This is a genomic window from Klebsiella sp. H-Nf2 (assembly GCF_002806645.1).
GTDB lineage: Bacteria > Pseudomonadota > Gammaproteobacteria > Enterobacterales > Enterobacteriaceae > Klebsiella > Klebsiella variicola.
The window spans coordinates 80,187-107,156 of record NZ_PIBL01000011.1; the positions used below are offsets into that span (position 1 = coordinate 80,187).

At 57.9% G+C, this 26,970-nt stretch carries 21 protein-coding genes and 1 pseudogene; 8 read left to right on the top strand and 14 right to left on the bottom strand.

What is annotated here, in order from left to right; translation table 11 throughout:
- Positions 1 to 49 precede the first annotated feature (49 nt).
- Entirely contained in the window at positions 50 to 2,347 is a 2,298-nt protein-coding gene (gene bglX, locus CWM58_RS21790; protein WP_100681772.1) for a beta-glucosidase BglX, read from the bottom strand.
- A gap of 194 nt (positions 2,348 to 2,541) precedes the next feature.
- Between bglX and dld the strand changes: the two genes are divergently transcribed.
- Both dld and CWM58_RS21800 read left to right on the top strand, forming a co-directional pair.
- Positions 2,542 to 4,287 carry a D-lactate dehydrogenase gene (dld, locus tag CWM58_RS21795; protein ID WP_074388053.1) on the top strand — a complete coding sequence of 582 codons (1,746 nt, stop codon included), beginning with the start codon at positions 2,542 to 2,544 and terminating at the stop codon, positions 4,285 to 4,287.
- Between the two features lie 85 nt (positions 4,288 to 4,372).
- Positions 4,373 to 4,927 carry a GNAT family N-acetyltransferase gene (locus tag CWM58_RS21800; protein WP_008804045.1) on the top strand — a complete coding sequence of 185 codons (555 nt, stop codon included), beginning with the start codon at positions 4,373 to 4,375 and terminating at the stop codon, positions 4,925 to 4,927.
- Positions 4,928 to 5,271: 344 nt separating this feature from the next.
- Here the strand turns inward: CWM58_RS21800 and pbpG are convergent, their stop codons facing one another.
- Both pbpG and CWM58_RS21810 read right to left on the bottom strand, forming a co-directional pair.
- Positions 5,272 to 6,222 (bottom strand): D-alanyl-D-alanine endopeptidase, encoded by a 951-nt coding sequence (gene pbpG / locus CWM58_RS21805; protein ID WP_162677216.1) that lies wholly within the window; start codon positions 6,220 to 6,222, stop codon positions 5,272 to 5,274.
- Positions 6,223 to 6,410: 188 nt separating this feature from the next.
- Positions 6,411 to 6,998 carry a Yip1 family protein gene (locus CWM58_RS21810; protein WP_008804043.1) on the bottom strand — a complete coding sequence of 196 codons (588 nt, stop codon included), beginning with the start codon at positions 6,996 to 6,998 and terminating at the stop codon, positions 6,411 to 6,413.
- A 153-nt stretch (positions 6,999 to 7,151) separates the two neighbouring features.
- Here CWM58_RS21810 and CWM58_RS21815 point away from each other — a divergent pair, with 153 nt between their 5' ends.
- On the top strand, positions 7,152 to 7,721 hold the full coding sequence (locus CWM58_RS21815; protein WP_061153879.1) for a DedA family protein: 570 nt from the start codon (positions 7,152 to 7,154) through the stop codon (positions 7,719 to 7,721).
- 32 nt (positions 7,722 to 7,753) lie between these two features.
- Here the strand turns inward: CWM58_RS21815 and mdtQ are convergent, their stop codons facing one another.
- The gene (mdtQ, locus tag CWM58_RS21820) at positions 7,754 to 9,193 is read right to left on the bottom strand and encodes a multidrug resistance outer membrane protein MdtQ (RefSeq protein WP_100681774.1); all 1,440 of its coding nucleotides are present in this window, start codon (positions 9,191 to 9,193) and stop codon (positions 7,754 to 7,756) included.
- 128 nt (positions 9,194 to 9,321) lie between these two features.
- Between mdtQ and CWM58_RS21825 the strand changes: the two genes are divergently transcribed.
- On the top strand, positions 9,322 to 10,056 hold the full coding sequence (locus tag CWM58_RS21825) for a class I SAM-dependent methyltransferase (RefSeq protein ID WP_100681775.1): 735 nt from the start codon (positions 9,322 to 9,324) through the stop codon (positions 10,054 to 10,056).
- A 33-nt stretch (positions 10,057 to 10,089) separates the two neighbouring features.
- On the opposite strand, the gene CWM58_RS21830 is transcribed toward CWM58_RS21825, so the two are convergent.
- The 5 genes and pseudogenes from CWM58_RS21830 to dusC all read right to left on the bottom strand — a co-directional run bounded on the left by CWM58_RS21830 (position 10,090) and on the right by dusC (position 17,145).
- Positions 10,090 to 11,484 (bottom strand): glycoside hydrolase family 1 protein, encoded by a 1,395-nt coding sequence (locus CWM58_RS21830; protein ID WP_008804039.1) that lies wholly within the window; start codon positions 11,482 to 11,484, stop codon positions 10,090 to 10,092.
- Positions 11,485 to 11,499: 15 nt separating this feature from the next.
- Positions 11,500 to 13,474, bottom strand: a pseudogene (gene bglF, locus CWM58_RS21835) (PTS beta-glucoside transporter subunit IIABC).
- Between the two features lie 29 nt (positions 13,475 to 13,503).
- Positions 13,504 to 14,337 carry a transcriptional antiterminator BglG gene (gene bglG / locus CWM58_RS21840; protein ID WP_074388047.1) on the bottom strand — a complete coding sequence of 278 codons (834 nt, stop codon included), beginning with the start codon at positions 14,335 to 14,337 and terminating at the stop codon, positions 13,504 to 13,506.
- 155 nt (positions 14,338 to 14,492) lie between these two features.
- Positions 14,493 to 15,857, bottom strand: a complete 1,365-nt coding sequence (locus CWM58_RS21845; protein ID WP_100681777.1) for a carbohydrate porin — start codon at positions 15,855 to 15,857, stop codon at positions 14,493 to 14,495.
- Between the two features lie 355 nt (positions 15,858 to 16,212).
- A complete protein-coding gene (dusC, locus tag CWM58_RS21850; RefSeq protein WP_012541036.1) occupies positions 16,213 to 17,145 on the bottom strand; it encodes a tRNA dihydrouridine(16) synthase DusC in 933 nt (310 codons plus the stop codon).
- Positions 17,146 to 17,503: 358 nt separating this feature from the next.
- On the opposite strand from dusC, the gene CWM58_RS21855 reads away from it, so the two are divergent.
- The 4 genes from CWM58_RS21855 (at position 17,504) to sanA (ending at position 20,599) form a co-directional block, all read left to right on the top strand.
- A complete protein-coding gene (locus CWM58_RS21855) occupies positions 17,504 to 17,908 on the top strand; it encodes a CidA/LrgA family protein (protein ID WP_100681778.1) in 405 nt (134 codons plus the stop codon).
- Entirely contained in the window at positions 17,898 to 18,593 is a 696-nt protein-coding gene (locus tag CWM58_RS21860) for a CidB/LrgB family autolysis modulator (protein WP_008804035.1), read from the top strand. The genes CWM58_RS21855 and CWM58_RS21860 overlap by 11 nt, the downstream gene beginning before the upstream one ends.
- A gap of 128 nt (positions 18,594 to 18,721) precedes the next feature.
- Positions 18,722 to 19,606: a cytidine deaminase gene (gene cdd, locus CWM58_RS21865; protein ID WP_061153872.1), complete on the top strand. Its 885-nt coding sequence runs from the start codon at positions 18,722 to 18,724 to the stop codon at positions 19,604 to 19,606.
- 276 nt (positions 19,607 to 19,882) lie between these two features.
- Complete coding sequence (gene sanA / locus CWM58_RS21875; RefSeq protein WP_004201624.1) at positions 19,883 to 20,599, top strand: outer membrane permeability protein SanA; 717 nt, start codon at positions 19,883 to 19,885, stop codon at positions 20,597 to 20,599.
- Between the two features lie 70 nt (positions 20,600 to 20,669).
- Here the strand turns inward: sanA and mglC are convergent, their stop codons facing one another.
- The 5 genes from mglC to yeiB form a co-directional block, all read right to left on the bottom strand.
- Complete coding sequence (mglC, locus tag CWM58_RS21880) at positions 20,670 to 21,680, bottom strand: galactose/methyl galactoside ABC transporter permease MglC (protein WP_100681780.1); 1,011 nt, start codon at positions 21,678 to 21,680, stop codon at positions 20,670 to 20,672.
- Between the two features lie 15 nt (positions 21,681 to 21,695).
- On the bottom strand, positions 21,696 to 23,216 hold the full coding sequence (mglA, locus tag CWM58_RS21885; protein ID WP_074388042.1) for a galactose/methyl galactoside ABC transporter ATP-binding protein MglA: 1,521 nt from the start codon (positions 23,214 to 23,216) through the stop codon (positions 21,696 to 21,698).
- Positions 23,217 to 23,334: 118 nt separating this feature from the next.
- Entirely contained in the window at positions 23,335 to 24,333 is a 999-nt protein-coding gene (mglB, locus tag CWM58_RS21890; RefSeq protein ID WP_061153870.1) for a galactose/glucose ABC transporter substrate-binding protein MglB, read from the bottom strand.
- Positions 24,334 to 24,629: 296 nt separating this feature from the next.
- Positions 24,630 to 25,652 (bottom strand): HTH-type transcriptional regulator GalS, encoded by a 1,023-nt coding sequence (gene galS, locus CWM58_RS21895; RefSeq protein WP_100681781.1) that lies wholly within the window; start codon positions 25,650 to 25,652, stop codon positions 24,630 to 24,632.
- Between the two features lie 155 nt (positions 25,653 to 25,807).
- The gene (gene yeiB / locus CWM58_RS21900; RefSeq protein WP_008804026.1) at positions 25,808 to 26,965 is read right to left on the bottom strand and encodes a DUF418 domain-containing protein YeiB; all 1,158 of its coding nucleotides are present in this window, start codon (positions 26,963 to 26,965) and stop codon (positions 25,808 to 25,810) included.
- Positions 26,966 to 26,970 lie beyond the last annotated feature (5 nt).

The window sequence follows — 26,970 nt, forward strand, 5'->3', positions numbered from 1 at the left end:
GCCGATTAATCGGCCTTTAACGTGTCACGTTGAGCTTAAGGGCTATTCCTTACAACAGTTCAAACTCGCTCTGCTTCACGCGGGCGGAGTCCACGCCGATAAAGACATTGAATTTGCCCGGCTCAGCAACGTATTTCATCTGCTGGTTCCAGAACTTCAGCGCGTCGACGTCAATCGGGAAGCTGACGGTTTGCGTTTCGCCCGGCTTGAGGTTGACCTTTTTAAAGCCGCGCAGCATTTTCACCGGCCGGCTCATGGAGGCAGTGACGTCCTGCAGATACAGCTGAATGACCGTTGCCCCTTCGCGTTTGCCGGTGTTGGTCACCTGCACGCTGGCGGTCACGCTGCCGTCGTGCGGCAGGGTGGCTGACGACATGGTGACATCGGAGACGCTAAAGGTGGTGTAGCTGAGGCCGTAACCAAACGGATACAGCGGGCCGTTGGCTTCATCGAAGTAACGCGAGGTGTACTTGTTCGGCTTCTCCGGATTATACGGCCGGCCGGTATTCAGGTGGCTGTAGTAGGTTGGGATCTGCCCCACCGAGCGCGGGAAAGACATCGGCAGTTTGCCCGACGGATTGTAATCGCCAAACAGCACATCGGCGATGGCGTGGCCGCCTTCGGTGCCGGCAAACCAGGTCTCCAGCAGCGCATCGGCTTGCTGATTCTCTTTCACCAGCGCCAGCGGACGCCCGTTCATCAGCACCAGCACCAGCGGTTTGCCGGTGGCTTTGAGGGCGGCAATCAGATTGCGCTGGCTCTGCGGCAGAGTGATGTCGGTGCGGCTGGAGGCCTCATGCGCCATGCCCTGCGCTTCGCCCACCACGGCAACCACCACGTCGGATTGCTTCGCCGCCGCGACGGCTTCGTCGATCATTTCCTGCGGCGAGCGCGGGTCAACCTGCACCGCTTTCTCATACAGGTTAAGGAAATCGACAATGCCTTTATCGTCAGTGACGTTCGCCCCTTTGGCGTAAATCACTTTACCGTTATCACCCAGCGCTTCTTTGATGCCGGTCAGGACGGTCACCGACTGGTCGGCCACCCCGGCCGCGGACCAGCTGCCCATCATGTCGCGTTTGCTGTCCGCCAGCGTGCCAATCACCGCGATGGTGCCGGATTTTTTCAGCGGCAGCGTATCGAGACGGTTTTTCAGCAGTACCAGGCTTTCACGGGCCACTTCCCGCGCCTCTTTGCGATGCAGGCGGCTTTCCGCGTTGGTGTCCTGCGGGTCAGAATCTTTTGGTCCCAGGTGGCTGTACGGATCGTTGAACAGCCCCATGTCATATTTCACGTTGAGCACATGACGGGTGGCGTCATCCAGCTCGGCCATGGTCACCTTGCCTGACTTCACCAGCTCCGGCAGGTACTTGCTGTAATACTCGTCACTCATGCTCATGTTGATGCCGGACTTGAGCGCCACGCGCACCGCGTCTTCCGGGTCGGAGGCCACGCCGTGCTTAATCAACTCTTTGATGGCGCCGTGGTCGGAAACCGTGATGCCTTTAAAGCCCCACTGGTCGCGCAGGACGTCTTTCAGCAGCCAGGAATCGGCAGTCGCCGGGGTGCCGTTCAGCGAGTTCAGGGCCACCATCACCGCGCCGCTGCCGGCATCAAGCCCAGCTTTATACGGCGGCATATAGTCGTTGAACAGGCGCTGCGGACTCATGTCGACCGTGTTGTACTCTTTCCCGCCCTCCACCGCGCCGTAGGCGGCGAAGTGCTTGACGCTGGTCATCACTGAATAGCGGTCCGCCGGACTCTTGCCCTGCATCGACTCCACCATCGCCTGGCCCATCATCGTGGTCAGATACGTGTCTTCCCCGAACCCTTCGGAAGCGCGTCCCCAGCGCGGGTCGCGGGAGACGTCGACCATCGGCGCCCAGGTCATGTTCAGGCCGTCATCGGCGGCTTCATAAGCTGACACGCGGCCCACGGTCTTCACCGCGTCAAGGTTAAACGATGAGGCCAGGCCGAGGCTTATCGGGAACACGGTGCGCTGGCCGTGCAGCACATCGTAGGCAAAGAACAATGGGATCTTCAGGCGGCTAAGCTGCATCACCTGATCCTGCATCGTGCGGATATCCGGACGGGTGACGGTGTTAAAAATCGCCCCCACCTGACCGTCTTTGATCATTTCACGGATCGCTTCTTTCGGGTTATCCGGGCCGACGCTTATCAGACGCAGCTGGCCGATTTTCTCGTCCACCGTCATTTTTTTCAGCAGGTCGGTGACAAAGGCATCCCGCGCCTGCGGGGTCAGAGGGTGGTTACCAAACAGTTCATCCGCCAGCGCGGGTTGCAGCGCCAGACTCACGGCGACGCCTACAGTGCAGAGCCATTTCATTGTTATCTCGCTTTTTCTCAGACGGGGACTCGGTAAAACATAATAAAAACCGCAGTTTGCCATATATATAAACAACGCGCCCGCAGAATGCTAAGGTTCTTCTCTGATTTTTGCGAAACATTCATGCATCAAATTGTCATACAAAGCGCTATGCTTATCCTCGATATTTCGCGCACCACCACAAGGAGTGGAACATGTCATCTGCACCCACTAATACCCATAAAACGTTTCTGGCGGATCTGGCGCGCCTGGTTGGCCCTTCGCATCTGCTGACCGACCCGGCAAAAACCCAACGCTACCGCAAAGGCTTCCGCTCCGGTCAGGGCGAGGCGCTGGCGGTTGTCTTTCCCGGCACCCTGCTGGAACTCTGGCGCGTGCTCAACGCCTGCGTAGACGCCGATAAAATTATTCTGATGCAGGCGGCCAACACCGGCCTGACCGAAGGTTCGACCCCCAACGGCAATGATTACGATCGCGAGATCGTGATTATCAGCACTCTGCGCCTGGATAAACTGCATCTGCTGGACAAAGGCGAGCAGGTGCTGGCCTGGCCCGGCACTACCCTCTATTCGCTGGAAAAAGCGCTCAAACCGCTGGGTCGCGAGCCGCACTCCGTGATCGGTTCGTCGTGCATCGGCGCATCGGTGATCGGCGGGATCTGCAACAACTCCGGCGGTTCGCTGGTGCAGCGCGGGCCCGCCTATACCGAGATGTCGCTGTTCGCGCAGATTGACGCCGACGGCAAGCTGAAGCTGGTCAACCATCTGGGCATTGATCTCGGCAGCACGCCGGAGCAGATCCTCAGCCGCCTCGACGACGAGCGCATCAGCGATAGCGATGTGCTGCACGACGGCCGCCACGCCCACGATCACGACTATGTGACCCGCGTGCGCGATGTCGATGCCGACACCCCGGCGCGCTACAACGCCGACCCGGACCGCCTGTTCGAATCCTCCGGCTGCGCCGGCAAGCTGGCGGTTTTCGCCGCGCGTCTGGATACCTTCCCGGCGGAAAAACGCCAGCAGGTGTTTTACATTGGCACCAACCAGCCGCAGGTATTGACCGAGATCCGCCGCCATATCCTCGCCGAGTTCCAGCATCTGCCGGTGGCGGGGGAATATATGCACCGCGATATTTACGATATCGCCGAGAAGTATGGCAAGGACACCTTCCTGATGATCGACAAGCTCGGCACCGACAAAATGCCGTTCTTCTTCACCATGAAGGGGCGCACCGACGCGATGCTGGACAAAGTCTCGCTGTTTAAGCCGCACTTTACCGACCGCTTTATGCAGAAGCTCGGCCACGTCTTCCCGGCACATTTACCGGAGCGGATGAAAACCTGGCGTGATAAATATGAACACCATCTGCTGCTGAAGATGGCCGGGGATGGCATCGAAGAAGCGCAGCGCTGGCTGACGGAATACTTCCAGCAGGCCGAGGGAGATTTCTTCGCCTGTACGCCAGAAGAAGGCAGCAAGGCATTCCTGCACCGCTTTGCCGCCGCGGGAGCGGCCATCCGCTATCAGGCGGTGCATGCTGATGAAGTCGAAGATATTCTGGCGCTGGATATCGCCCTGCGCCGCAACGATACCGAGTGGTTCGAACATCTGCCGCCGGAGATCGACAGCCAGCTGGTGCATAAGCTCTACTATGGCCACTTTATGTGCCATGTGTTCCATCAGGATTACATCGTCAAGAAAGGAGTCGACGCCCACGCTCTGAAAGAGCAGATGCTGGAGTTACTGAAAGCGCGCGGCGCCCAGTACCCGGCGGAGCATAACGTGGGCCATCTGTATGAGGCCCCGGAGAGCCTGCAGCAGTTCTATCGCCAGAACGATCCGACCAACAGCATGAACCCAGGGATTGGTAAAACCAGTAAGCAGAAATACTGGGGTGAAGCGGCACCAACGCCGGTCTCCCCGGCGGATCCGCAATAATCAGCGGCAGGACTATTCAGCCTGGCGCTTCTGTATTACGCTGCACGCCGGAGAATGTCTCTCCGGCAGATTCAGGAGCGCCGCCATGCCCGCAGAGGCCCCGTTACTCGACAGTGATTTAGAAATTCGTGAAGCGCTGCCCGACGATGCGCACGCCATCGCCGCGCTGTATGTCTGGCACGTGCTCAATGGCCGCGCTTCCTTTGAAGAGATCCCCCCTACCGTTGACGAAATGCGTAAACGGATCAAAACCGTCCGCGATAACGGGCTGCCCTGGCTGGTGGCGCTGTGGCGCGGCGCCATCGTCGGCTACTGCTACGCCACCTTCTATCGGCCTCGTCCGGCCTATCGCTACACGCTTGAGGAATCGATCTACGTGGAATCGGGAATGGGCGGGCGCGGTATCGGCAGCGCGCTGCTGTCGCGGCTGATCGCCGAATGTGAGAAAGGCCCGTGGCGGCAGATGCTGGCGATCATCGGTGATGGCCATAACAATGCCGGTTCGCTGGCGATCCATAAAAAGTTTGGTTTTACCGTGGCGGGTCAACTGCGCAGCGTGGGCTACAAGATGGGCGACTGGCGGGATACGTTGATTATGCAGCGCGCGCTGGGTGACGGAGACTGGACGCTGCCGGAGTGATATCCGGCGTCAAATCCCCGGCTCGCGGCGTAACCGCCTTAGCCGGGCTACCGTTCAGCGCGGTTCCGTAGAGGCGTCAACCGCCATCCGGCACAAACGCGGCACGGTGCCGGGTATATTGCCCGGCGGCGCTGCGCTTGCCGGGCCTACGAAGGGGGCGAACCCGGTGCCAAATAATGTAGGCCGGATAAGGCGCGAGCCGCCATCCGGCACAAACGCGGCACGGTGTCGGGTATATTGTCCGGCGGCGCTGCGCTTGCCGGGCCTACGAAGAGGGCGAACCGGGTGCCAAATCACGTAGCCCGGATAAGGCGCAATGCGCCGCCATCCGGGGGACATGCAGATTAATCGTTCTGCGCGGTCTGCGCGCCGCCTTTCAGCATCGCCTCTGCCATCTGCGCTTCGCGCTGCTTTTTATAGCTCAGCGCCGAGGCGGGTACCGGCATCACCTTCCCGGTCTCGATCCAGGTCCGCAAGCGGCTGGCGTCGGCGAAGTGGGTGTATTTCCCGAAGGCATCCATCACCACCAGCGCCACCGGGCGTTGGTTAATCACCGTACGCATAATCAGGCAGTGGCCGGCAGCATTGGTGAAGCCGGTTTTGGTCAGCTGAATGTTCCAGTTATCGCGATACACCAGATGGTTGGTGTTGCGGAACGGCAGGCTGTAGGCCGGATGGGCGAAGGTGGCAGTCTCTTCTTTGGTGGTGCTCAGTTGGCCGATCAGCGGATACTGCTCGCTGGCGATCAGCAGTTTGGACAGATCTCGGGCGGTAGAGACGTTATGTACCGACAGGCCTGTCGGCTCCACGTAGCGGGTATGGGTCATGCCCAGCGCCTGCGCTTTGGCGTTCATGGCGCGAATAAAGGCGTCGTAGCCGCCCGGGTAATGATGCGCCAGGCTGGCGGCCGCGCGGTTCTCGGAAGACATCAGCGCCAGCAGCAGCATTGTGCGGCGGCTGATTTGACTGTTGAGCCGCACGCGGGAGTAAATCCCCTTCATTTCCGGCGTCTGGCTGATATCCACCGTCAGCATCTCATCCATCGGCAGATGGGCATCGAGCACCACCATGGCGGTCATCACTTTGGTGATCGACGCCATCGGGCGCACCAGATCCGGCTGGCTGGCATAGATGATTTTTTTGCTCGCCAGATCGACGATCATGGCGCTGCCGGAGGCGATATCCGGCTGCGAAGCGGCAACCGCCGCGGAGGTGTTTGCTAACGCCTGGGGCGCAAAAGGCACAGCCAGCAGCAAGGTCAGGCTGAGCAAAGAGACTCGAAATTTCGGCATCATGGGCATTCTGAAAAGTATTTTTGCACGTTATGGAACGTACGCCGCGAGGTTAAGTGGGCAACATCGCTGGCAAACGCCATCATACCGCGCCGTAAGGCCCTGCGCCTAATAAGAATCGTGAAGAAATGCTGCATTGCCGACACAAAATACATATTTGCCGGCAATGCATAATAACCCGAGACGTCCGATCAGAAGAGTCGGTAGCCATACCCCCACAGTACCACGGTGATCGCCAGCAACACTTCCAGCACCAGTACCCCGATGGCCAGCGTCGAACTGGCGAAGCTTAACCCCTCTTCCCGGTTAATACTCAGGAAGGTAGGGATGCCCAGGTAGAGCAGATAGCCGGTGTAAAACAGCGCGATGGTACCGATAAGCGCACACAGCCAGACCAGCGGATAGAGCGCCACAATCCCGCTCAGGAACAGCGGCGTGGCCACATAGCCGGCAAACACCATGCAGCGTTTCAGCGAGGGTTGCTGCGGATATTGCCTGGCCATCCACCAGATAACCCGCCCCATGATCGCCACCCCGGCCAGCATCACGGCGTAAAACAGTACCGCCAGCGCCAGACCGGTCAACATCGACAGTTTAATAACGGTGCCGTCGCCGAAATTCCAGCCCAGCTGCGTAGTGCCGATAAAGGCGCACACCACCGGAACCGCCGCCATCAGCAGCACATGGTGCGTATAGTGATGAGAAATGGTTTCATTCTCGCTCTTTATCACGCTCATCTCCCGGTTGGGATGAGCGAAGAGCCCCCAGACATGGTTCATAGCGTCCCCCTTGTCACGGCTTCGTACTGCACTGATCCAAGTATAATTCACCCTACAGATTATTTTGTGTACAGCACAAAAAATCTGCGTCACCGCGTTTTGGTCAGCAGGGTGTATGATTAACAGGTGATGAGGTAAGGAGATAAGCTGTTTATGGATATTAATCACCTGATTTCCCAGTATGGCTACGCGGCGCTGATCGTCGGCAGCATAGCGGAAGGTGAGACCATTACCCTGTTGGGCGGCGTCGCAGCGCATCAGGGGTTACTGAAGTTTCCCCTGGTGGTGATCGCCGTCGCCCTCGGCGGGATGATTGGCGATCAACTGCTCTATCTGCTCGGCCGCCGCTTCGGCGGGCGCATTCTGCGCCGTTTCGCCAGCCAGAAGGCGCGAATACGTAAAGCGCAGCGCATGATCCAGCACCGGCCGTGGCTGTTTGTCATCGGCACCCGCTTTATGTACGGCTTCCGGGTTATCGGCCCCCTGCTGATCGGCGCCAGCCGCCTGTCGCCACGGGTTTTCCTGCCGCTCAATGTCCTCGGGGCGCTGGTATGGGCGCTGCTGTTTACCACCATTGGCTATCTCGGCGGCGAAGTGATCGGCCCGTGGCTGCATCATCTGGACGCGCATCTGAAACACTGGATCTGGCTGATCCTCGCGGTGGGACTGGTGGTCGCCGCCCACTGGTGGCTCAGGCGGCGAGAAAGAAAGAAGAAAGACTAAGCGGCGCACCCGCAGGCGCGCCGTTGCGCCGCTTATTTCACGCTCTGGTGATAGCCGCCGCCGAGAGCAGAGGTCAGCTGAATGCTGGCGTCAATCCACTGGCCGTGCAGGCGCAATGCGGTAATGCGCTCCTGCAGCGCCGGGAGCTTCGCCATACTGACTCTGGAGCCGGGTAAGATCCCCGCCGCCATTCGGGCCTGCGCCAGGTTCACCACCCGCTGGGCGTCTTTTTCAACCTGCTGCTGCTGCTGGCTTTTGGCCATCAGCGTCTCGACCTGGCTGGCGGTTTTCGCCACCTGGTTGACGGCATCCACTACCGCTTTGTTGTACTGCGCTATCGACAGGCTGTTCTGCGCGCTGGCGATATCCAGATTGGCACTGAGGCGGCCGCTGTCAAAGATCGGCAGCGTCAGTCCGGCGGTGACGCCCATCTGCTGCGCCGAGTGACGGAAAAGATCGCTTAAGTGCAGGGCATCCTGCTGCAGGAACGCCATCAGATTGATGTCGGGATAAAACGCCGCTTTCGCCGCGTCCACTTCGCTCAGCGATGCCTCAATGTACCAGTGAGCAACCTGCAGATCCGGGCGGCGCGCCAGCAGCTCATAGCCGAGGGTATCAGGCAGCTGCGCGCTGACCGTCGGCAGGCTGACCGGTTTGAGATTCAGCGACTGGCTCTGGCTGTTGGTCAGGGCCATCAGGCGCGCTTCAATCTCTTTCATCGTGCCCGCCACGTCCGCCAGCTGCTGGTCGGTTTTGCTGACGTTAATATCGTTCTCCGCCCCTTCGGCGGAGTTGGTGATCCCGCGCTGCAACAGGGCCTTGTCGACCGTCACGATATTATTTTGCTCACCCTTCACCTGCTGCAGCACCGCTTTAATCGCCGCTTCCGTCTGCCACTGCCAGTACAGGCGCGCCACGCTGCCAGAAAGCAATTCGCGGGTCTGGGCCTGCTCCGCCACCTGGGCTTTCAGCTCGCCGATGCGCGCTTTCACCAGCGCGCGGTTTTTACCCCACAGGTCCAGATCCCAGCCAGCGGTCAGGCCGAAGGTGCCGTTGGTGTACCACGGGCCGGTATTGCCGTCGGTGTCGGTGGCGAACGGCCCCATCAGGCCTTCGGCCGACATGCGCTGGCGTTCAACATCGGCGGAGAAATCCATCTCCGGGCCAAGATTCGCCTGCGACATTCGCGCCTGCGCTTCGGCAAGCCTGATGCGCTGTTCGGCAATTTGCATATCCGGCGCATTGGCGAGTGCGCGCAGAATCAGATTATCCAGTTGGGCATCGTGGTAGTCTTTCCACCAGTCGGTCTGCGGCCAGCCATTTTTGACGGCGGCAGGGAGATCCATGGAAACATGGGAGGCTGGAATTTGCTGCTGCGGCGGATTAGCAACCTCATGAGATGGCGCGCAGCCAGCCAGCGCGATGGCCAGGGGCAATGCCGCCAGCACGCTTTTATTTAATATCAATTTCATTAGACAGGTCAGATAACTTAATCAGGTTGGTTATCATAAGTTAATTGAATTAAACGCGTTTAGTAAAGCGTGTGACTAAATTATTAGTTAGCTAAAAATAAACAACCTTATCAATTCAAGGGATGAATATGAGTCAGAATATTTATGACGACCCGCAGTTTTTTGCCGGCTATGCGACCCTCGATCGCTCGGTGAAGGGACTGGATGGCGCACCGGAGTGGCCTTCCCTGCAGGCAATGTTGCCGCCGATAACCGGTTTGCGGGTGGTGGATCTCGGCTGCGGCTACGGCTGGTTTTGCCGCTGGGCACAGCAGCAGGGAGCCAGCCAGATAACCGGTTTTGATATCTCCCAGCGCATGCTGGCGCAGGCGCGGGAGATGACCCGCGGGGATGAGATTGTCTACCGCTGCGCCGATCTGCAAACCCTGACGCTGCCCGCCAACAGCTGCGATCTGGTCTACAGCTCGCTGGCGCTGCATTATTTACCGGACATTGCCCCGCTCTTCGCCACCCTGCAGCAGGCGCTGGTTCCCGGCGGCACCCTGGTCTTTTCCGCCGAACATCCCATCTATACCGCCCCCTTGCAGCAGGGCTGGCGGGTGGATGACCAGGGACAGAAAAGCTGGCCGGTCAGTCACTATCAGCAGGAGGGCGAGCGGGTCAGCAACTGGTTTGCGGAGGGCGTCATTAAACAGCACCGCAAACTCTCAAGCTGGATAAACGCGCTTATCGCCGCTGGTTTTGTGCTGGAGCAGCTGGATGAGTGGGGTCCGAGCGCCGAACAGATTGCCCAACAGCCCGCCCTGGATGAAGAGAAAGAGCGTCCGATGATCTTTTTACTGCGCGCGCGTAAACCGGGCTAATCCCCCGCCCGGCGATGGCCGGGCGGGCATCCTTTACGCTTTCAGGCTGGCGCCGCGGCTGGCAATCACCTCTTTATACCAGTCAAAGCTCTTCTTCTTACTGCGCGCCAGGGTGCCGGTGCCGTCATCATGACGGTCGACATAGATAAAGCCGTAGCGCTTCGACAGCTCCGCCTTCGAGGCGCTCACCAGGTCAATCGGCCCCCAGCTGGTAAAGCCCATCAGCTCAACGCCATCGTCAATGGCTTCCCGCGCCTGCACCAGATGGTCATTCAGGTAACTGATGCGGTAGTCATCGTTAATGCTGCCATCGGCCTCCACCTTATCTTTGGCGCCCAGACCGTTTTCCACGATAAACAGCGGCTTCTGATAGCGATCCCACAGCACGTTCAGCAGCGTACGCAGGCCCAGCGGGTCTATCTGCCAGCCCCACTCCGAGCTCGCCAGGTGCGGGTTCGGCACCATGCTGAGAATATTGCCGCGCGCCTGCTGGTTCAGCGCCTCGTCGGCGGTGACGCAGCCGGTCATGTAGTAGCTAAAGGAGATAAAGTCGACAGTGGTTTTCAGCGCCTCGCGATCGGCATCGGTGATGGTGAGCGTGATGCCATTGTCGCGGAAAAAGCGCAGCATATAGCCCGGGTACGCGCCGCGCGCCTGCACGTCGCCGAAGAACTGCCAGCTGCGGTTCTCCTGCAGCGTCTCAAACACATCTTCCGGTTTGCAGCTCAGGGGATACATCAGCCCGCCGAGCAGCATATTGCCGATTTTGCCCTCGGGCACCAGCTCGTGACAGGCTTTAACCGCCAGGGCGCTGGCCACCAGCTGGTGGTGAATCGCCTGATACACCTCGCCTTTGCTGCTGCCGGCCGGCAGGCCGACGCCGGTCATCGGGGCATGCAGCGACATATTGATTTCGTTAAAGGTCAGCCACAGTTTGACCTTATTTTTATAGCGGCTGAACACCGTGCGGGCGTAGCGCTCAAAGAAGCCAATCACCTCCCGGCTGCCCCAGCCGCCGTAGTTTTTCACCAGCGCCCACGGCATTTCATAATGCGACAGCGTCACCAGCGGGGTGATGTTGTGCTTCGCCATCTCGTCGAACAGCTTGTCGTAGAACGCGAGACCGGCTTCGTTGGGCTCGGCGTCATCGCCGTTGGGGTAGATGCGGGTCCAGGCGATGGACACCCGCAGGCAGTTAAAGCCCATCTCGGCGAACAGGGCAATATCCTCAGGATAACGATGGTAAAAATCGATCGCCACATCCTTAATACCGCTGTCGCCGGGTACGCGCTCGACCACCTCACCGAACACACCGTGCGGCTGCACATCGGAGGTGGATAAGCCTTTGCCCTCTTCCAGATAAGCCCCTTCCACCTGATTCGCCGCGGTCGCGCCGCCCCATAAGAAATCCGCCGGGAATGTTTTCATCTCTCTCTCCTGTGATTAATGGCTGACTGACAACAGCGGCTGACCGGCTTCGACGGCGCTGGACGCCACCGTATCAATCTCCCGGTAGTCGTCGCTGTTGCTGATAATAATCGGGGTCGCCAGGTCGTAACCGGCATCCAGAATCGCCTGACGATCGAACTCAATCAGCAGATCGCCGGCCTGCACCCTGTCGCCCTCTTTGACATGCGCGGTAAACGGCACGCCGTCGAGTTTGACCGTGTCGATGCCGACGTGGATCAGCAGCTCAATGCCGCTGTCGCTCTGCAGGCCAATGGCATGTTTAGTCTGAAACAAGGAGGCCACTTCGCCCGAGAATGGCGCAATCACTTTGCCCACCGCCGGGATAATGGCAACCCCTTTACCGAGTAAGCCGCTGGCGAAGGTGCTGTCCGGCACTTGATCGAGGGCGATAACGCTGCCGCTCATCGGCGCCAGAATGTCGTTTGCCGAGGCCGGGGCTACCGCTACGGCGCCCTGTGCGGCGCTGGCGCGCGGTAGGCCAGCGAAGAAGGTCAGCAAGCAGGCGAGCACGAAAGCCACGCCGGTGCCGATAAGCCCCCCCCAGACGCTGGCGTCAATGCCGCCAGGCGGGATCATCTGCGCCGGGAAAAAGATATTCGGCACACCGAACGAGTAAGCATGGCTATTACTGAAGGCGGTGATCGCCCCGCCGATGGCGCCGGCGATACAGCCGAAGATAAACGGACGACGCAGCGGCAGGGTCAGGCCATAGATAGCCGGCTCGGTGATGCCAAACAGCCCGGCAGAGAAGGCCGACCCCGCCAGCACCCGCTGGCGCGCATCGCGGGTGGCCAGCAAAATCCCCAGAACCGCCCCCACCTGGGCAATCACCGCCGGAAGGATAATCGGCAGCATGGAGTCATGGCCGAGCACCGTCATGTTATTGATCATCAACGGCACCAGCCCCCAGTGCAGGCCGAAAATGACGCACACCTGCCACATGGCGCCCAGTACCGCGCCCGCCAGCCATGGCGCAAACGCGTAGATAAACTGGTAGCCGTTGGCCAGCAGGTGGCTCAGCCAGGTGGCGACCGGGCCAATCACCAGAAAGGTAAGCGGGACCACCACCGCCAGGCAGATCGCCGGGGTGAAGAAGTTTTTCATCGATGACGGCAGCAGCGCGTTGCTCTTACGCTCCAGCCAGCAGCAGACCCACGAGGCGAGAATAATCGGGATCACTGACGAGCTGTAGTTGATAAAGGTCACCGGAATGCCGAGAAAGTGTTCCACCGCTGCGCCCGGCGCCTGGCTGGCCTCAAAGGCCTGGATCATCAGCGGGTGGGTTAACGCCCCGCCAATCACCATCGAGATAAACGGGTTACCGCCAAACTTCTTCCCGGCGGTATAGCCAAGAAACAGCGGGAAGAAAAAGAACAGCGCATCGCTGGCGGCAAACCAGATTTTATAGGTCCCCTGCTCCCGCGTAAGCCAGCCGCAGGTCACCGCCAGCGCCAGCAGGCCTTTCAGCAGACCGGTCGCCGCCATCACGCCGATAAACGGCGTAAAGATGCCGGAGATGATGTCGATAAGCTCGCTTAACACCGAGCCTTTTGCCGTTTTCTCCCCGGCAACCGGCTCGCTGTCATCGCTCAACCCCGCCTCCTGGCGCACCGTCTGCCAGACATCGTGGACATGATTGCCAATCACCACCTGGAACTGGCCGCCGCTCTCCACCACCATAATGACGCCCGGATTGGCCTTCAGCCCTTCGGCATCGGCTTTGCCGTTATCTTTCAATTTAAAACGCAGACGTGTCGCACAGTGAACCAGACTCACAATGTTCTCTTTGCCGCCGACGCGGTTGAGAATATCCTGCGCGAGTGCTTTATATTCCATGCTCTTTTCCTTACTGCCGCTGCCCGCAGACAATCGGCGACTGAGTAGTAAAAAATAAAAAAACCCGAGAACCACGCCGGTGGGCGTCGCGCTCAGGTTTTGCCTGCATCATGCAGTAACAATCCAGTTTTGTTGGGGGTATTAACGCCCCTCTTTTCTTACCCGTTCGATATGAATGGCAAGAAACATAATCTCTTCGGTGGTCAGCGACCGCTGATACTGCTTTTGCAGATGCGTCGCCACCGTTTCCGCACACTTCCACGCTTTGGCGTAGTTATCTTTCACCGCGCTGTGCAGCGAGACGTCGTCATCTTCCACCACCGTGCGCGTCAGCATCCGCTGGGCGAAAAATTTCAAATGGGTAACGAAACGCTGATAGCTCAGCGACTCTTCATCATAGTTAAGCTGCAGCTGATACTTCACCAGTTGCAGGATCTCCTGCATCACCCGGGTCACGTGCATGACCTCCGGCATTTCGCTGTTGAGCTGCGCCGTCACCAGATGCAGGGCGATAAATCCGGCTTCATCCTCCGCCAGCTCCACGCCAAGCCTTTTGGCAATAATGGCCCTTGCCTCCTGGCCCAGCGCGAACTCCTTCGGATACAGCCGCTTAATCTCCCACAGCAGCACGTTACGCAGTGCGATGCCCTTTTTCTGCCGCTCGATAGCAAAATGACAGTGATCCGTTAACGTGATGTACAAACTTTCCTGTAGCTTGCCCAGCCGCCCGCGTGCCAGTTCGATAATGCGATCGCAGGTGGTCATCACTTCTAACGGTATCTGACTGAGTAACTCACCTAAGCGGCCTACCAGTTCATCGCTTTGTAAGGCGAAGACTTTTTCAATTTTACTGTCGTCCAGCACGTCGCCCGGGCGTTTCTGAAAGGCCAGCCCTCGCCCCATCACCACCTGTTCGCGCCGGTGCTCGTCGAGAACCACCACCACATTGTTATTGAGTACTTTGGCGATTTGCATATAGACCCCAGAAACAAAAAAACCTGACCCCCGACGAAACGCCAGGTGATCAGGTTTTGCCTGCCGCAGCAGTTGCAATCCAACACCCGCACTGTAACAACTTCTGCTGCGCGCTCAACCTGACAAGTGAAAAAACGTGATTAAGATCGCGACTATCAGAAAGTCACCACCGTTTTCCACTCCACCACCCATGCGTCCTGGGTCTTCGCGACGCCGCCCGGACGATGCCAGTACTGCAGGCCCGGCTGCAGCTCCAGCCAGGAGACCGGTCGGAAGCGATAATAGAGCTCGCCGTTCAGCGAATGACCGGCCACCGGCTGGTAAGCCGGAACGTTATAGTCGGTGGCGCCGCTTAGTTGATTCATATAGCGCTGGTTGCGTGCGTAGTGGCTGCTCATGTCGATCCACGTCAGACCAAAGCCAATCCAGTCCTCCGGGCGGGCGTCAAACAGCCCGCGGTAGCGCATTGAGGCGGCGACGGCGGAGTGGATATAGTTGCTGCGCTGGTCGCTGAGGCTGCCGCTCAGCGAGACGCTCATCCCCCGCAGCGGGTCGTCGGCGTGGCGAGTGATCTGCTGGTTCAGGCCGGCGTACATAAACCAGGTGCTGTCGTGCTCAGCGTAGCCTTGCGGATCGGTCGCCCCGGCGCCGCCGGATTTGCCGCTGTAGAGGTCGGTTTGCGGTGCATTAGTCCAGACCACACCCAGGTTATAGGCTCCAGGCAGGCCATTCATCAGCGGACGGGTTTCGATCTCCATCGGCAGTAAAATGCCTTTGCTGCCCTTCGTCGACCAACTCCAGGCGTGACTGCGCGCGGTAGCCTGCGGGTTTTGCTCCATCACCCCGCCTTTCAGGGTGACCGTCGGCGTCAGTTTGTACTCCAGGGTGGTGCCCCAGGTGTGGATGTTCCAGTTATTCCAGGTCAGCGAGTTGGCCGATTTACCACCGCACTGGGTCAGCAGCTGAAAATCGCAGGGTATGATCTGGTCGAAGGTTTGCACCTTGTTCATCATGCCGATGCGCCAGGTCAGGCGACGGTCGTCAAAGCTGCGGGCAAAGGTCAGCCAGCCGAGGCGGGTGATCGACCCGCCTCCCCAGCTCTCCTGCGACAGATCGTTGAAACTCACCCGCGGATCCTGCAGCCGTTTCGTGGTGAGGTTATCATCGTGGTTACGGTTGACGATGTTGCCTTCGAGACGCGCATCCGGTATGCCGGTCCAGCGCTCCAGATCCTGGGTAAAGGTCAGCGCTACCTGGTCAATATAGGCCAGGTGTTTATCATGGTCATAACCGCCTCCGGCGTTGTATGCCATCTCGTTAAGATACCCGAGATTATAATGAAAGCCGTTCTCTTCGAGGATCGGACGAATGCCCAGCATATCGCCCAGCAGCCCCTGCTGCCCGGCTTCGAACCCCAGCACGCTGCCGTTCCACGCCGGAGTTTCCGCGGTGCTCACGGCAGGCACCATTGCCGCCAGCGCCGCGCCGATCAAAATCTGATTTATTTTTTTGTTATGCATTGTGATATCCACCGTGACTGAATAAAAACAAAGGGGATCCCCAGGCTATTTATTTACCTGTTTTCTTTTTTAAAAAATGAATGGCAAGGGGCGTCCGCCGGTAATAAAACCGCGACGATGCCAGAGAAAGCGTTAATTACAATTCATTGTTTTACATCATCATTTTTCACCATTAAATTTTAGCCAAAAAAAAACCTAAGCACTTTCCGCCACGAATGACGAAAGTACTTAGGTTTTGCCTGGGTTCAGTAGCAATCCTGAATTGATTGACCGCACATTATCACTTTATTCAACTCATGCCTACCAGCAATAGGCAGGCAAGTAATAATATGTGAACCAAATAACAGTATGGCGTTTAATAACGGGCAATGGCCGCTGCTATTTCAGCAGATGTTTGCAGGGCACGAATTTCATTAAACAGGGTCAGCGCCTCGCTATATTCCTTGCGTAAATAGCCTAACCACTGCTTAATTCTCGCCACATGATACAGACCGGTGTCGCCCTGCTTTTCCAGGCGGGTATATTTTTGCAACAGCTGGACCACCTGCGGCCACGGCATCCGCGGTTCATTGTATTTGATCACCCGGCTGAGGTTCGGTACGTTGAGCGCCCCGCGGCCAATCATCACCGAATCGCAGCCGGTGACGGCCATACAATCCTGGGCGCTTTGCCAGTCCCAGATCTCGCCGTTGGCGACCACCGGAATGGTCAGACGCTGGCGGATCTCACCGATCGCCTGCCAGTTAATGCGTTCGGCTTTGTAGCCATCTTCTTTGGTGCGGCCGTGAACCACCAGCTCGCTGGCCCCGGCCTGCTGTACGGCATCGGCGATTTCGAAGCGCCGTTCGCCGCTGTCCCAGCCGAGTCGCACCTTGACGGTCACCGGCAGATGATCGGGAACCGCTTCGCGCATGGCTTTCGCGCCGCGATAGATCAGCTCCGGATCTTTCAGCAACGTCGCCCCGCCGCCGCTGCCGTTCACCAGCTTAGACGGACAGCCGCAGTTTAAATCCACACCCCACGAACCCAGCTCTACCGCGCGGGCGGCGTTTTCCGCCAGCCACTCGGGATATTGTCCCAGCAGCTGGACGCGCACGCGGGTTCCGGACGGCGTGCGACTCTGGTGATGCAGTTCCGGGCACAGCCTGTAGAACGATTTTACCGGCAGCAGTTGATCCACCACGCGCAGAAATTCGGTGATGCACAGATCGTAATCGTTAACCTCGGTCAGCAGCTCGCGCACCAGCGAATCGAGCACGCCTTCCATCGGCGCCAGTAGAACACGCATATCGTTACCCGGAAAAAAAAGAGGCGCTATGGTAGCGCCTCCGGGCATTGGTTGAAAGCGCTCAATGCGTCTGGCCCGCCGTACGCCGTTCCCCGTTCGGCGAATGCGGCAAAGCGAGGAGATAATCTCTATGCTTTACAGGAGTCTGCGGCGTCTCATGCCGCCTTTATTTGCCGCGCCTCGTTCAAAAAGGTAGCGTGGGACCCGATATACCCTAAGCTGCGAGCTGTCGGGTCCTGCCAGGAGAGGCTATTGTTCCCGTACGCTATCAGCGCTATGCGTAGAATTCATGATGTGATCGGTAGCACATTTTAGGGATTAATTGTATGATGAATGCACTTCATCAAGGGTTATTACCATGAGTAAATCGCTGACTATTATCTGGCAGTACCTGCGGGCCTTCGTCCTGATTTACGCCTGCTTATACGCCGGAATTTTTATCTCCGGGCTGCTGCCCATCACTATCCCCGGCAGCATCATCGGCATGCTGATCCTCTTCGTGCTGCTGGCGCTGCAAATTATGCCGCCGCAGTGGGTCAATCCTGGCTGCAATATCCTGATCCGCTATATGGCGCTATTGTTCGTGCCCATCGGTGTCGGCGTGATGCAGTACTGGGATCTGCTGCGCGCCCAGCTGGGGCCTGTGGTTATCTCCTGCGCCATCAGCACCCTGGTGGTATTCGTGGTGGTGAGCTGGAGCTCTCACCTGGTGCATGGCGAACGTAAAGTGATTGGGCAAAAGGAAAAGAAAAATGATGCATGAAATCTGGTGGTCGCTGCCGCTAACCCTGATCGTCTTTTTTCTCGCCCGCAGGCTGGCGGCCCGCTTTAAGTTCCCGCTGCTCAACCCGCTACTGGTGGCGATGGTAGTCATAATTCCGTTTCTGCTGCTGACCGGGATCTCCTATGAGCGTTATTTTGCCGGCAGCAAAGTCCTGAACGATCTGCTGCAGCCGGCGGTGGTCGCGCTGGCCTTTCCACTGTATGAGCAACTGCACCAGATACGCGCGCGCTGGAAATCAATCATCACCATCTGCTTTATCGGCAGCTGCGTGGCGATGATCACCGGTACTACCGTCGCCCTGCTGATGGGCGCCACGCCGCAAATCGCCGCCTCTATTCTGCCTAAGTCAGTCACTACGCCGATTGCCATGGCGGTCAGCGGCAGCATCGGCGGCATTCCGGCCATCAGCGCCGTGTGCGTGATTTTTGTCGGCATCCTCGGCGCGGTATTCGGCCATACGCTGCTTAACCTGATGCGCATTCGCACCAAAGCGTCACGCGGCCTGTCAATGGGTACCGCCTCGCACGCCCTCGGCACCGCCCGCTGTGCCGAACTGGACTATCAGGAAGGGGCGTTTAGCTCGCTGGCGCTGGTGCTGTGCGGGATCATCACCTCGTTGATGGCGCCGTTCTTATTTCCGCTGATCCTCGCGGTGGTGGGGTAAAACGTGATTTAAGTCACATTTTTTAATGCAACAAATCAAAGTTGCACAAACAGTGAGACATTCATCACATATGAGACCGCTGGACGCCCGTACACTGGCTTCCCATTACATTGTTATGAGGCAACGCTATGCACTCACGTTTTCAAGCTGCTTTGACGACTCTGGCAGCAGACCTGCAGGCGGCCATCGCCCCGATGCTCGCCGACCCGCACTTCCCGGCGCTGCTCGAAGCCGATCAGGTGGCGACGCTGCAGCAGGCGACAGGTCTGGACGAAGACGCGCTGGCCTTTGCGCTACTGCCGCTTGCTGCCGCCTGCGCGCGCGCCGACCTTTCTCATTTTAACGTCGGGGCTATCGCCCGCGGCGTCAGCGGCCGCTGGTACTTTGGCGGCAATATGGAATTTCTCGGCGCGACCATGCAGCAGACCGTTCACGCGGAACAGAGCGCCATCAGCCACGCCTGGCTGCGCGGCGAGACCTCCCTGCGCGCTATTACGGTGAACTACACGCCGTGCGGCCACTGCCGTCAGTTTATGAACGAACTGAACAGCGGACTGGCGCTGCGCATTCATCTGCCGGGTCGCGAAGCGCATGCCCTCCAGCACTATCTGCCGGACGCCTTTGGTCCGAAAGACCTGGAGATCAAAACCCTGCTGATGGATGAACAGAATCATGGCTTCCCGGTGAGCGGCGATGCCCTGACCCAGGCAGCCATTCAGGCCGCCAACCGCTGCCATGCGCCCTACAGCCACTCGCCTTCCGGCGTGGCGCTGGAGCTGAAAGACGGCACCATTTTTAGCGGCAGCTATGCGGAAAACGCGGCGTTCAATCCGACGCTGCCGCCGCTGCAAGGGGCGCTGAATCTCCTGAGCCTCAATGGCTATGATTATCCCGATATCCAGCGGGCAATCCTGGCGGAGAAAGCCGACGCGGCGCTGATCCAGTGGGATGCGACCGTCGCCACCCTGAAGGCGCTGGGCTGCCAGAATATCGAGCGCGTGCTGTTAGGTTGATCAGCCTGAGCAGATTGCCGGATGACGGTTTCGCCTTATCCGGCCGACCTGATATACCGTGATGTTGTCGGGTGGCGCTACGCTTACCCGACCTACCGTCCGTTCCATTGCGAGCTGAAGATCTCTATGTCGGGTGTCGGCTCACGCCTTCCCCGACCTGCGTTTGGCGATCTGTCCATATTGCTGAAAATCCCCGCAATCAAACGCGGGTTTCTTGCGCTTGCCCGGCGGGTAAAGTAGCCTGAAGACTCCGTTGTCTATTATTGAGCCAAGTTCATGTTAAAGCGTGTGTTCTACAGCCTGTTAGTCCTGCTCGGCCTGCTGCTGTTGACCGTGCTGGGCCTTGACCGCTGGATGAGCTGGAAAACCGCGCCCTATATCTATGATGAGCTGCAGGACCTGCCCTACCGTCAGGTCGGCGTGGTGCTGGGCACCGCCAAATATTACCGCACCGGCGTCATCAATCAGTATTACCGCTACCGCATCCAGGGCGCGCTGAACGCCTACAACAGCGGCAAGGTCAACTATCTGCTGCTGAGCGGCGATAATGCCCTGCAAAGCTACAATGAACCGATGACCATGCGTCGGGACCTGATTAAAGGCGGCGTCGATCCCGCCGATATCGTGCTGGACTATGCCGGCTTCCGTACGCTCGACTCGATTGTCCGCACCCGCAAAGTGTTCGACACCAACGACTTCATTATCATCACCCAGCGCTTCCACTGCGAACGGGCGCTGTTTATCGCCCTGCATATGGGGATCCAGGCCCAGTGCTACGCGGTGCCATCGCCGAAGGATATGTGGAGCGTGCGGCTGCGCGAGTTCGGCGCCCGCTTTGGCGCGCTGGCGGACCTCTATATCTTCAAACGGGAACCGCGCTTTCTCGGCCCTCTCATCCCGATTCCGGCTCAACAGCATGACGTACCGGATGACGCCCAGTCCTACCCGGCAGTCACTCCGGAGCAGCTGCTGGAGCTGCAGAAAGAAAAGTAGCCTCCATCAACGCATTCGTTTCAGGTATAAAAAAACCCGCGCCAGGCGCGGGTTTTTGATGCGTTCAATCTTATTTCTTACGGGCGTATTTCAGGGAGTCCAGCGCCACGGCGAAGATAATAATCGCCCCCTTAATGATGTACTGCCAGTAAGGGTTGACGCCGATATAGGTCAGGCCGTAGTTGATGACGGTAAAGATAATCACCCCGGTCACCACGCCAAACACTGTCCCTACCCCACCGCTGAACGATACGCCGCCTACCACGCAGGCGGCAATGGCGTCCAGTTCATACATAAAGCCGAGGTTATTGGTCGCCGAGCCGATACGCCCGGCTTCCAGCAGGCCGCCGAAGGCGTAGAACACGCCGGAGAGGGCATAGATCATCAGCAGGTTCAACGCTACGTTAACCCCGGAGACTTTCGCCGCTTCCGGGTTACCGCCGATAGCGAAGATGTTTTTACCAAAACGCGTCTTGTTCCACAGGATCCAGACAAAGAAGACGGCAATCAGCGCGTAGAAGGTAATGTAGGACAGGCGGAACGAGCCCAGCGCCACAAACCCCTGGGCAAAATGGGAGAAGTGGCTGTCAAAACCGGAGATCGGCGACGCGCCCACGAAGTCGTAGTACAGCGAGTTAATGCCGTACACGATGATCATGGTGCCGAGGGTGGTAATAAACGGCGTCACGTTCAGGTAGGCGATGACGATCCCGTTAATCAGGCCGATGACCGCCCCGATGGCGCACACCAGCAGGATCACCAACGGGATCGGCATGGTCGCCATATCCGGGAACACCTTGTTGGCATTATCCACCGCCTGCAGCATGGTGGCGGCAATGACCGCCGCCAGTCCCACCTGACGTCCGGCGGAGAGGTCGGTCCCCTGCGTGACGATTAGCCCGGCCACGCCCAGGGCAATAATAATACGCACCGAGGACTGGGTCAGAATATTACTCAGGTTGAGCAGACTTAAAAATGTCGGATCCTGGGAAATAATAATGGCCAACAGGACCAGAAGGACGACATATATCCCACCCTCTTTCAGGTAAGTGAGAAAACTCTTTTTATTTAACGCACTCATGTGAAGCCCCTGATCTTAAAGGTGCAATGACGCAAGACGCAGTATCTCGTTTTGCGTGGTGGTTTTAGTCTCAACAATGCCCGCGACAAGGCCATTGCTCATCACCAGAATGCGGTCGGTAATCCCCAGCAGTTCCGGCATTTCGGAAGAAATAATAATGATTCCTTTGTCTCTTTTAGCCAGCTCGGCAATCAGCTGGTAGATCTCGAATTTGGCGCCGACGTCGATACCGCGCGTTGGCTCATCCAGCATCAGGATCTCCGGCTGGGTCAGCAGCCAGCGGCCTATAATGACCTTTTGCTGGTTACCACCGGAAAGCGAACCGATCTGCGTATGCTGGCCGGGGGTTTTAACGCGCATCGAGTCAATAACCCACTGGGTGTCGCTCTTCATTCGCGAGTTATCCAGCAAGCCGAGGCTGTTTTTATATTTCTTAATATTGGAGATCAGCGAGTTAAAACCGATATCCAGATAGGCGTAAATCCCGGTGGACCGCCGCTCCTCAGTCACCAGCGCAAAACCGTGGTTAATCGCCTCGTTGGCGCTGTGGTTGTTGATCTTCTTACCGTGCAGGGTGATGGTGCCGCTGGCCTTCTCACGGATCCCGAACAGCGTCTCCACGATATCGGTGCGTTTAGCGCCCACCAGGCCGGCGATACCGAGAATTTCGCCTTTATGCAGGTCGAAGGAAATATCACGAATGGACGGCTGGCGCAGCGACGTCAGATTGCGCACCTCGAGGATCACTTCGCCTGGGGTGTTTTCGCGATCCGGAAAACGCTGATTGAGCGAGCGCCCGACCATCATGGCGATGATCTTGTCCATATCCAACCCTTCCAGCGGCTGGGTGGCAATCCACTGGCCGTCGCGCAGGATGGTAATTTCATCGCACAGCTGGAAAATTTCTTCCATCTTGTGCGAGATATAGACGATACCGCAGCCGCGATCTTTCAGCTTGCGGATGATCTTAAACAGATGGTTGACCTCTTTTTCCGTCAGCGATGACGTGGGCTCATCCATGATGACGATTTTAGCGTCATAGGAAAACGCCTTGGCGATCTCAATCATCTGCATCTGGGATACCGATAAGGTGCCGACGCGGGCGCGCGGGTCGATATCAATATCCAGTTCATCAAAAATCGCCTTGGTATCCCGGTACATTCTCTCCTGATCGACGAACATGCCTTTAGTTGGATAGCGCCCAAGCCACATGTTATCCATGACCGAACGCTGTAATACCAGGTTTAATTCCTGATGCACCATCGATATACCGTTTTCCAGGGCTTCTTTCGCCGAATGGAAATCGATCTCTTTTCCCTGAAAAAGAATGCTACCGGAATCTTTTTGATAGATCCCAAAAAGGCATTTTAATAATGTCGATTTGCCGGCGCCGTTCTCACCCATTAACGCATGAATGGAGTGCGGACGAACCTTCAGGTTGACATTATCAAGAGCCTTGACGCCAGGAAACGATTTGTTGATGTTGGTCATCTCCAACAAATACTCGCCTGACCGTTCGCTATTATTGCTGACCATAGTTATACCTGGCTGCGTTCATGCACGCCCCGTCCGGCGCAATAACGCCAGCAGGAGTCTGGTTCTGTATCAGGAATAATCGGGCGTGGATGAACCACGCCCGCAACTCACATCACGATTATTTGCCGGTAAACTGGCTCAGGTTGTCTTTATCGACGCCCACGTAAGGTACGCGAACAATCTTGTTCTCAATTTTCCAGTTGGTGCCCGCCGCGGCTTCTTTACCTGCTGCAAGGTTTTTCGCCAGATCGAAGGTTGCTTTCGCCTGGTTGTTGGCATCGTTCAGCACGGTACCGGCCATCGCACCGGATTTCACCAGCGCCAGTGCTTCTGGCAGGGCATCGACGCCGAATACCGGAATGCTGCTCTTGTTGTGCGCTTTCAGCGCTTCAACCGCACCCATCGCCATGGCATCGTTGTTGGCGATCACCACTTCAATCTTGTTCGCATTCGGGCCGGAGAGCCAGGCGTCCATTTTGTCTTTCGCCTGAGCGGTATCCCACATGGCGGTATCCAGCTGCAGCTGTTGGGTCTTCAGACCTTTATCATTCAGCTCTTTGATAACGTAAGTGGTACGCGCTTCCGCATCCGGATGGCCCGGCTCGCCTTTCAGCAGGACGAACTGAATCTGGCCATCTTTGTTCAGATCCCAGTTCGGGTTGGCTTTCCAGTGCTTGGCGATCAGATCGCCCTGAATAATCCCGGACTCTTTCGAATCGGTACCGACGTAATAAGCTTTGTCGTAACTATCCAGTGCTTTGCGGGAAGGCTCTTTGTTGAAGAACACCACCGGAATATTCTGCCCGCGCGCTTTTTCGATCACCGTTCCCGCTGCCGCCGGGTCAACCAGGTTAATCGCCAGCGCCTTCACGCCTTTCGCCAACAGCACGTCAATCTGATCATTTTGTTTCGACTGGTCGTTCTGCGAGTCATTCATCAGCAACTGGACGTCAGGCGCGGATTTGCCATCTTTTTCAATCGCCTTACGCACCACCGACATAAAGTTGTCGTCATATTTATAAATCGTCACGCCGATACGGGTATCTGCTGCGTGTGCTGCGGCGCCAAATAACAGACCAGCCATTACAGCAGACAGGGTAAACACCTTCTTATTCATGGAATCTCCGGTTTTATTATGCAGGGTCATTATTGTGAAAAAGTGCGGGCGGGATTTGTTGCATTAGTGTTACCGCACAACGCATTTCACGACGAAAATTCGGTCTTCCGTGTCGGGTAACGCTCCAGAAAAATACGACTCTAAAACTCGTTTAACGCCTTGTTCCTACTTAAAAAAGTGAGGATAACCCATCACCTCGTGGTTCAGACTGGTAAACGCTGCCATCATAATCAGGCGAATGTTAATATACTGTGAATTTACTCACAAATTGAAAGCGGTTACATCCCATCACCGCTTCAGTTAGTGATCGGCCCCACAGTTTGCCGCTGGGCAACGGAATGGCGGCGCACCAGCGTCGGCATAAAGCAGTGCGTTGCCTCGCGATCCAGCTTGCCGGCCGCCCCCAGCAGCGCCAGCTCGGTGGCCAGTTTCGCCATCGACATCACCGGATAGCGCACGGTGGTGAGCTGAGGATCGGTGTAACGGGAAATAGGAATATCATCAAAGCCAATCAGCGACAGATGCTGCGGCACGACAATGCCGTTGTCTTTCAGGGTCGTCAGCGCGCCGGCCGCCATGCTGTCGTTATAGGCAAACACTGCGGTGAGACCGAGATTACGCCCCAGCAGTTCGACCATCGCCGCTTCGCCGCCCTGCATATCCGGGGAGCCAGAACCGACCCAGCTATCCGGGGCGATGATGCCCTGCTCCTGCAGCGCTTTGCTCCACCCTTCCCGGCGCATATCGTCATCTTCAATGCCGTGATTAGAGGAGAGGTAGCCGATGCGCTGGTGGCCGTTATTGAGCAACATGCGGGTGGCCATCAGCGCGCCGCTGACGTTGTCGAGCCCGACGCAGCGATGGGCAAAGCCTGGCACAATGCGGTTGATCAGCACCATTCCCGGGATATGTTGCATAAAGTCGCTCAGTTCATCATCGCTGAGCGCTTTCGAATGGACAATCAGCGCCGAGCAGCGCTGGCGGATCAGCACCTCGATGGCGTGGCGCTCTTTTTCCGCCTCGTGATAGCTGTTGCCGATCAGCACATACTTCTGATGCTGCTGGGCGACGGTATCCACCGCTTTCACCAGCGCGCCGAAGAAGGCGTCGGAGACGTCCATCACCACCACGCCGATGGTATCGCTCACCTGGGTGGCCAGCGCCTGGGCGTTGGCGTTGGGTCGGTAGCCCAGTTGGGTCACCGCTTTCATCACGGCGTCGCGCGTATCCGGACTCACCAGCGCGCTGTTGTTCAGCACCCGCGACACGGTGGCCACGGATACACCCGCCTGGCGGGCGACATCACGAATGGTGATCATACTCAGCGACCTTAAGAGAATTACAGCACGTCACATTCACCTCCTGTGCTCAGCAAGGAGGCTATTCTGGCAGCGACCCGCGGTCCGCTACGTGAGTGAGGTCACACGGCTGGAAACGTTTACATCCGTTTTGTTAATGATTGTGATCGAGATCGTTATCTGGATGTGTCTTTCAATGATGTGCCTGACGCACGCAGGGTTAACTGACGCCACAGCCATTCCACCGGCCCCTGGCGGAAGCGGCGCAGCCACAGCGATGAGACAAGGAGGTTAACGGCCCAGATGGGGGGAACAAAGGCCAGCAGCTGCAGACGATCGAAGCGCATAAACAGCCCGAGATGATAAAACAGGGTGGTGCAGATCAGGGTCTGCAACAGGTAGTTGGTCAGCGCCATGCGTCCGACGCAGGCGATAGCGCCCACCAGGCGGAAACGGCACAGCTGCGGCCAGTAGCCCCAGGCCAGCGAGGCATAGCCGATCGCCTGTAAGGGGGCGCTCAGTTCGCGCGGCGCCTGCAGCAAAAACGCGCACCAGCGATAGTCCCAGGCCAGATACCACTGGGCGAATATTGCCGGCAGATTTACCGCCATGCCGGCAACCACCAGCAGGGCACCCGTGCGCCGGTAGTGACGCAGACTGAACTGCCCTTTGAGCCAGCCGCTGCGCATTAGCGCCGCGCCCATCAGCATCATCCCCGCCAGCTGCCAGCCATACTGGGCGCCCAGCGCCAGCAGATTGTCCGATAGCATATCCGCCCGGTTGCTGACCGCCTCCATGCCGCCGTGCAGCTTCCAGTACTGCTCATACTGCAGGTTCGCCGCATCCGGCACCCAGGAGCGATTCGCCGCCGTCCCGGAAATGACTCCCAGCAGGACCAGCACCGCAATGCCGATGAGGTAGAGCACCACCCCGGTATTGAACAGCGATTTGACATGGTGCGCCTCACGCACCATGCGCCAGCTCACCAGCCCCACCAGGGCGTAGGCCAGCAGAATGTCGCCATCCCAGAAAAAAAGACCGTGAATGAAACCGAGCAGCGCCAGCAGCGTCAGCCGCGACTGGATCCAGCGCTTCCCTCGCGGGAGCAATAGCTGCAGACCGGCGCCAAACAGCAACGCGAACAGGGTGAGAAACTTCACCTGCGCCAGCAGGTCGAGGAGTGCCCACGTCCAGGCATCGCTGAGGGTCGCGCTTCCTGACCAGGCGGGATTGAGGTAAGCGGCCTTCGGCAAGCCGAAGGCGCTGATATTGAGAAGCAGGATACCGAGGATGGCGACGCCGCGGACAAAGTCCAGCGTGACATTTCTCTCCATGTACC

Excerpts from the sequence above, each read along its gene's own strand:
- mglA (WP_074388042.1), bottom strand. The coding sequence starts at position 23,216 with ATGGTCAGCAATAATAGCGAACGGTCAGGCGAGTATTTGTTGGAGATG.
- mdtQ (WP_100681774.1), bottom strand. The coding sequence starts at position 9,193 with ATGAAATTGATATTAAATAAAAGCGTGCTGGCGGCATTGCCCCTGGCC.
- sanA (WP_004201624.1), top strand. The coding sequence starts at position 19,883 with ATGTTAAAGCGTGTGTTCTACAGCCTGTTAGTCCTGCTCGGCCTGCTG.
- cdd (WP_061153872.1), top strand. The coding sequence starts at position 18,722 with ATGCACTCACGTTTTCAAGCTGCTTTGACGACTCTGGCAGCAGACCTG.
- CWM58_RS21810 (WP_008804043.1), bottom strand. The coding sequence starts at position 6,998 with ATGAACCATGTCTGGGGGCTCTTCGCTCATCCCAACCGGGAGATGAGC.
- CWM58_RS21860 (WP_008804035.1), top strand. The coding sequence starts at position 17,898 with ATGATGCATGAAATCTGGTGGTCGCTGCCGCTAACCCTGATCGTCTTT.
- CWM58_RS21825 (WP_100681775.1), top strand. The coding sequence starts at position 9,322 with ATGAGTCAGAATATTTATGACGACCCGCAGTTTTTTGCCGGCTATGCG.
- CWM58_RS21845 (WP_100681777.1), bottom strand. The coding sequence starts at position 15,857 with ATGCATAACAAAAAAATAAATCAGATTTTGATCGGCGCGGCGCTGGCG.
- mglC (WP_100681780.1), bottom strand. The coding sequence starts at position 21,680 with ATGAGTGCGTTAAATAAAAAGAGTTTTCTCACTTACCTGAAAGAGGGT.
- dld (WP_074388053.1), top strand. The coding sequence starts at position 2,542 with ATGTCATCTGCACCCACTAATACCCATAAAACGTTTCTGGCGGATCTG.
- bglX (WP_100681772.1), bottom strand. The coding sequence starts at position 2,347 with ATGAAATGGCTCTGCACTGTAGGCGTCGCCGTGAGTCTGGCGCTGCAA.
- galS (WP_100681781.1), bottom strand. The coding sequence starts at position 25,652 with ATGATCACCATTCGTGATGTCGCCCGCCAGGCGGGTGTATCCGTGGCC.
- bglG (WP_074388047.1), bottom strand. The coding sequence starts at position 14,337 with ATGCAAATCGCCAAAGTACTCAATAACAATGTGGTGGTGGTTCTCGAC.
- dusC (WP_012541036.1), bottom strand. The coding sequence starts at position 17,145 with ATGCGTGTTCTACTGGCGCCGATGGAAGGCGTGCTCGATTCGCTGGTG.
- pbpG (WP_162677216.1), bottom strand. The coding sequence starts at position 6,222 with ATGATGCCGAAATTTCGAGTCTCTTTGCTCAGCCTGACCTTGCTGCTG.
- CWM58_RS21815 (WP_061153879.1), top strand. The coding sequence starts at position 7,152 with ATGGATATTAATCACCTGATTTCCCAGTATGGCTACGCGGCGCTGATC.
- CWM58_RS21830 (WP_008804039.1), bottom strand. The coding sequence starts at position 11,484 with ATGAAAACATTCCCGGCGGATTTCTTATGGGGCGGCGCGACCGCGGCG.
- CWM58_RS21855 (WP_100681778.1), top strand. The coding sequence starts at position 17,504 with ATGAGTAAATCGCTGACTATTATCTGGCAGTACCTGCGGGCCTTCGTC.
- CWM58_RS21800 (WP_008804045.1), top strand. The coding sequence starts at position 4,373 with ATGCCCGCAGAGGCCCCGTTACTCGACAGTGATTTAGAAATTCGTGAA.
- mglB (WP_061153870.1), bottom strand. The coding sequence starts at position 24,333 with ATGAATAAGAAGGTGTTTACCCTGTCTGCTGTAATGGCTGGTCTGTTA.
- yeiB (WP_008804026.1), bottom strand. The coding sequence starts at position 26,965 with ATGGAGAGAAATGTCACGCTGGACTTTGTCCGCGGCGTCGCCATCCTC.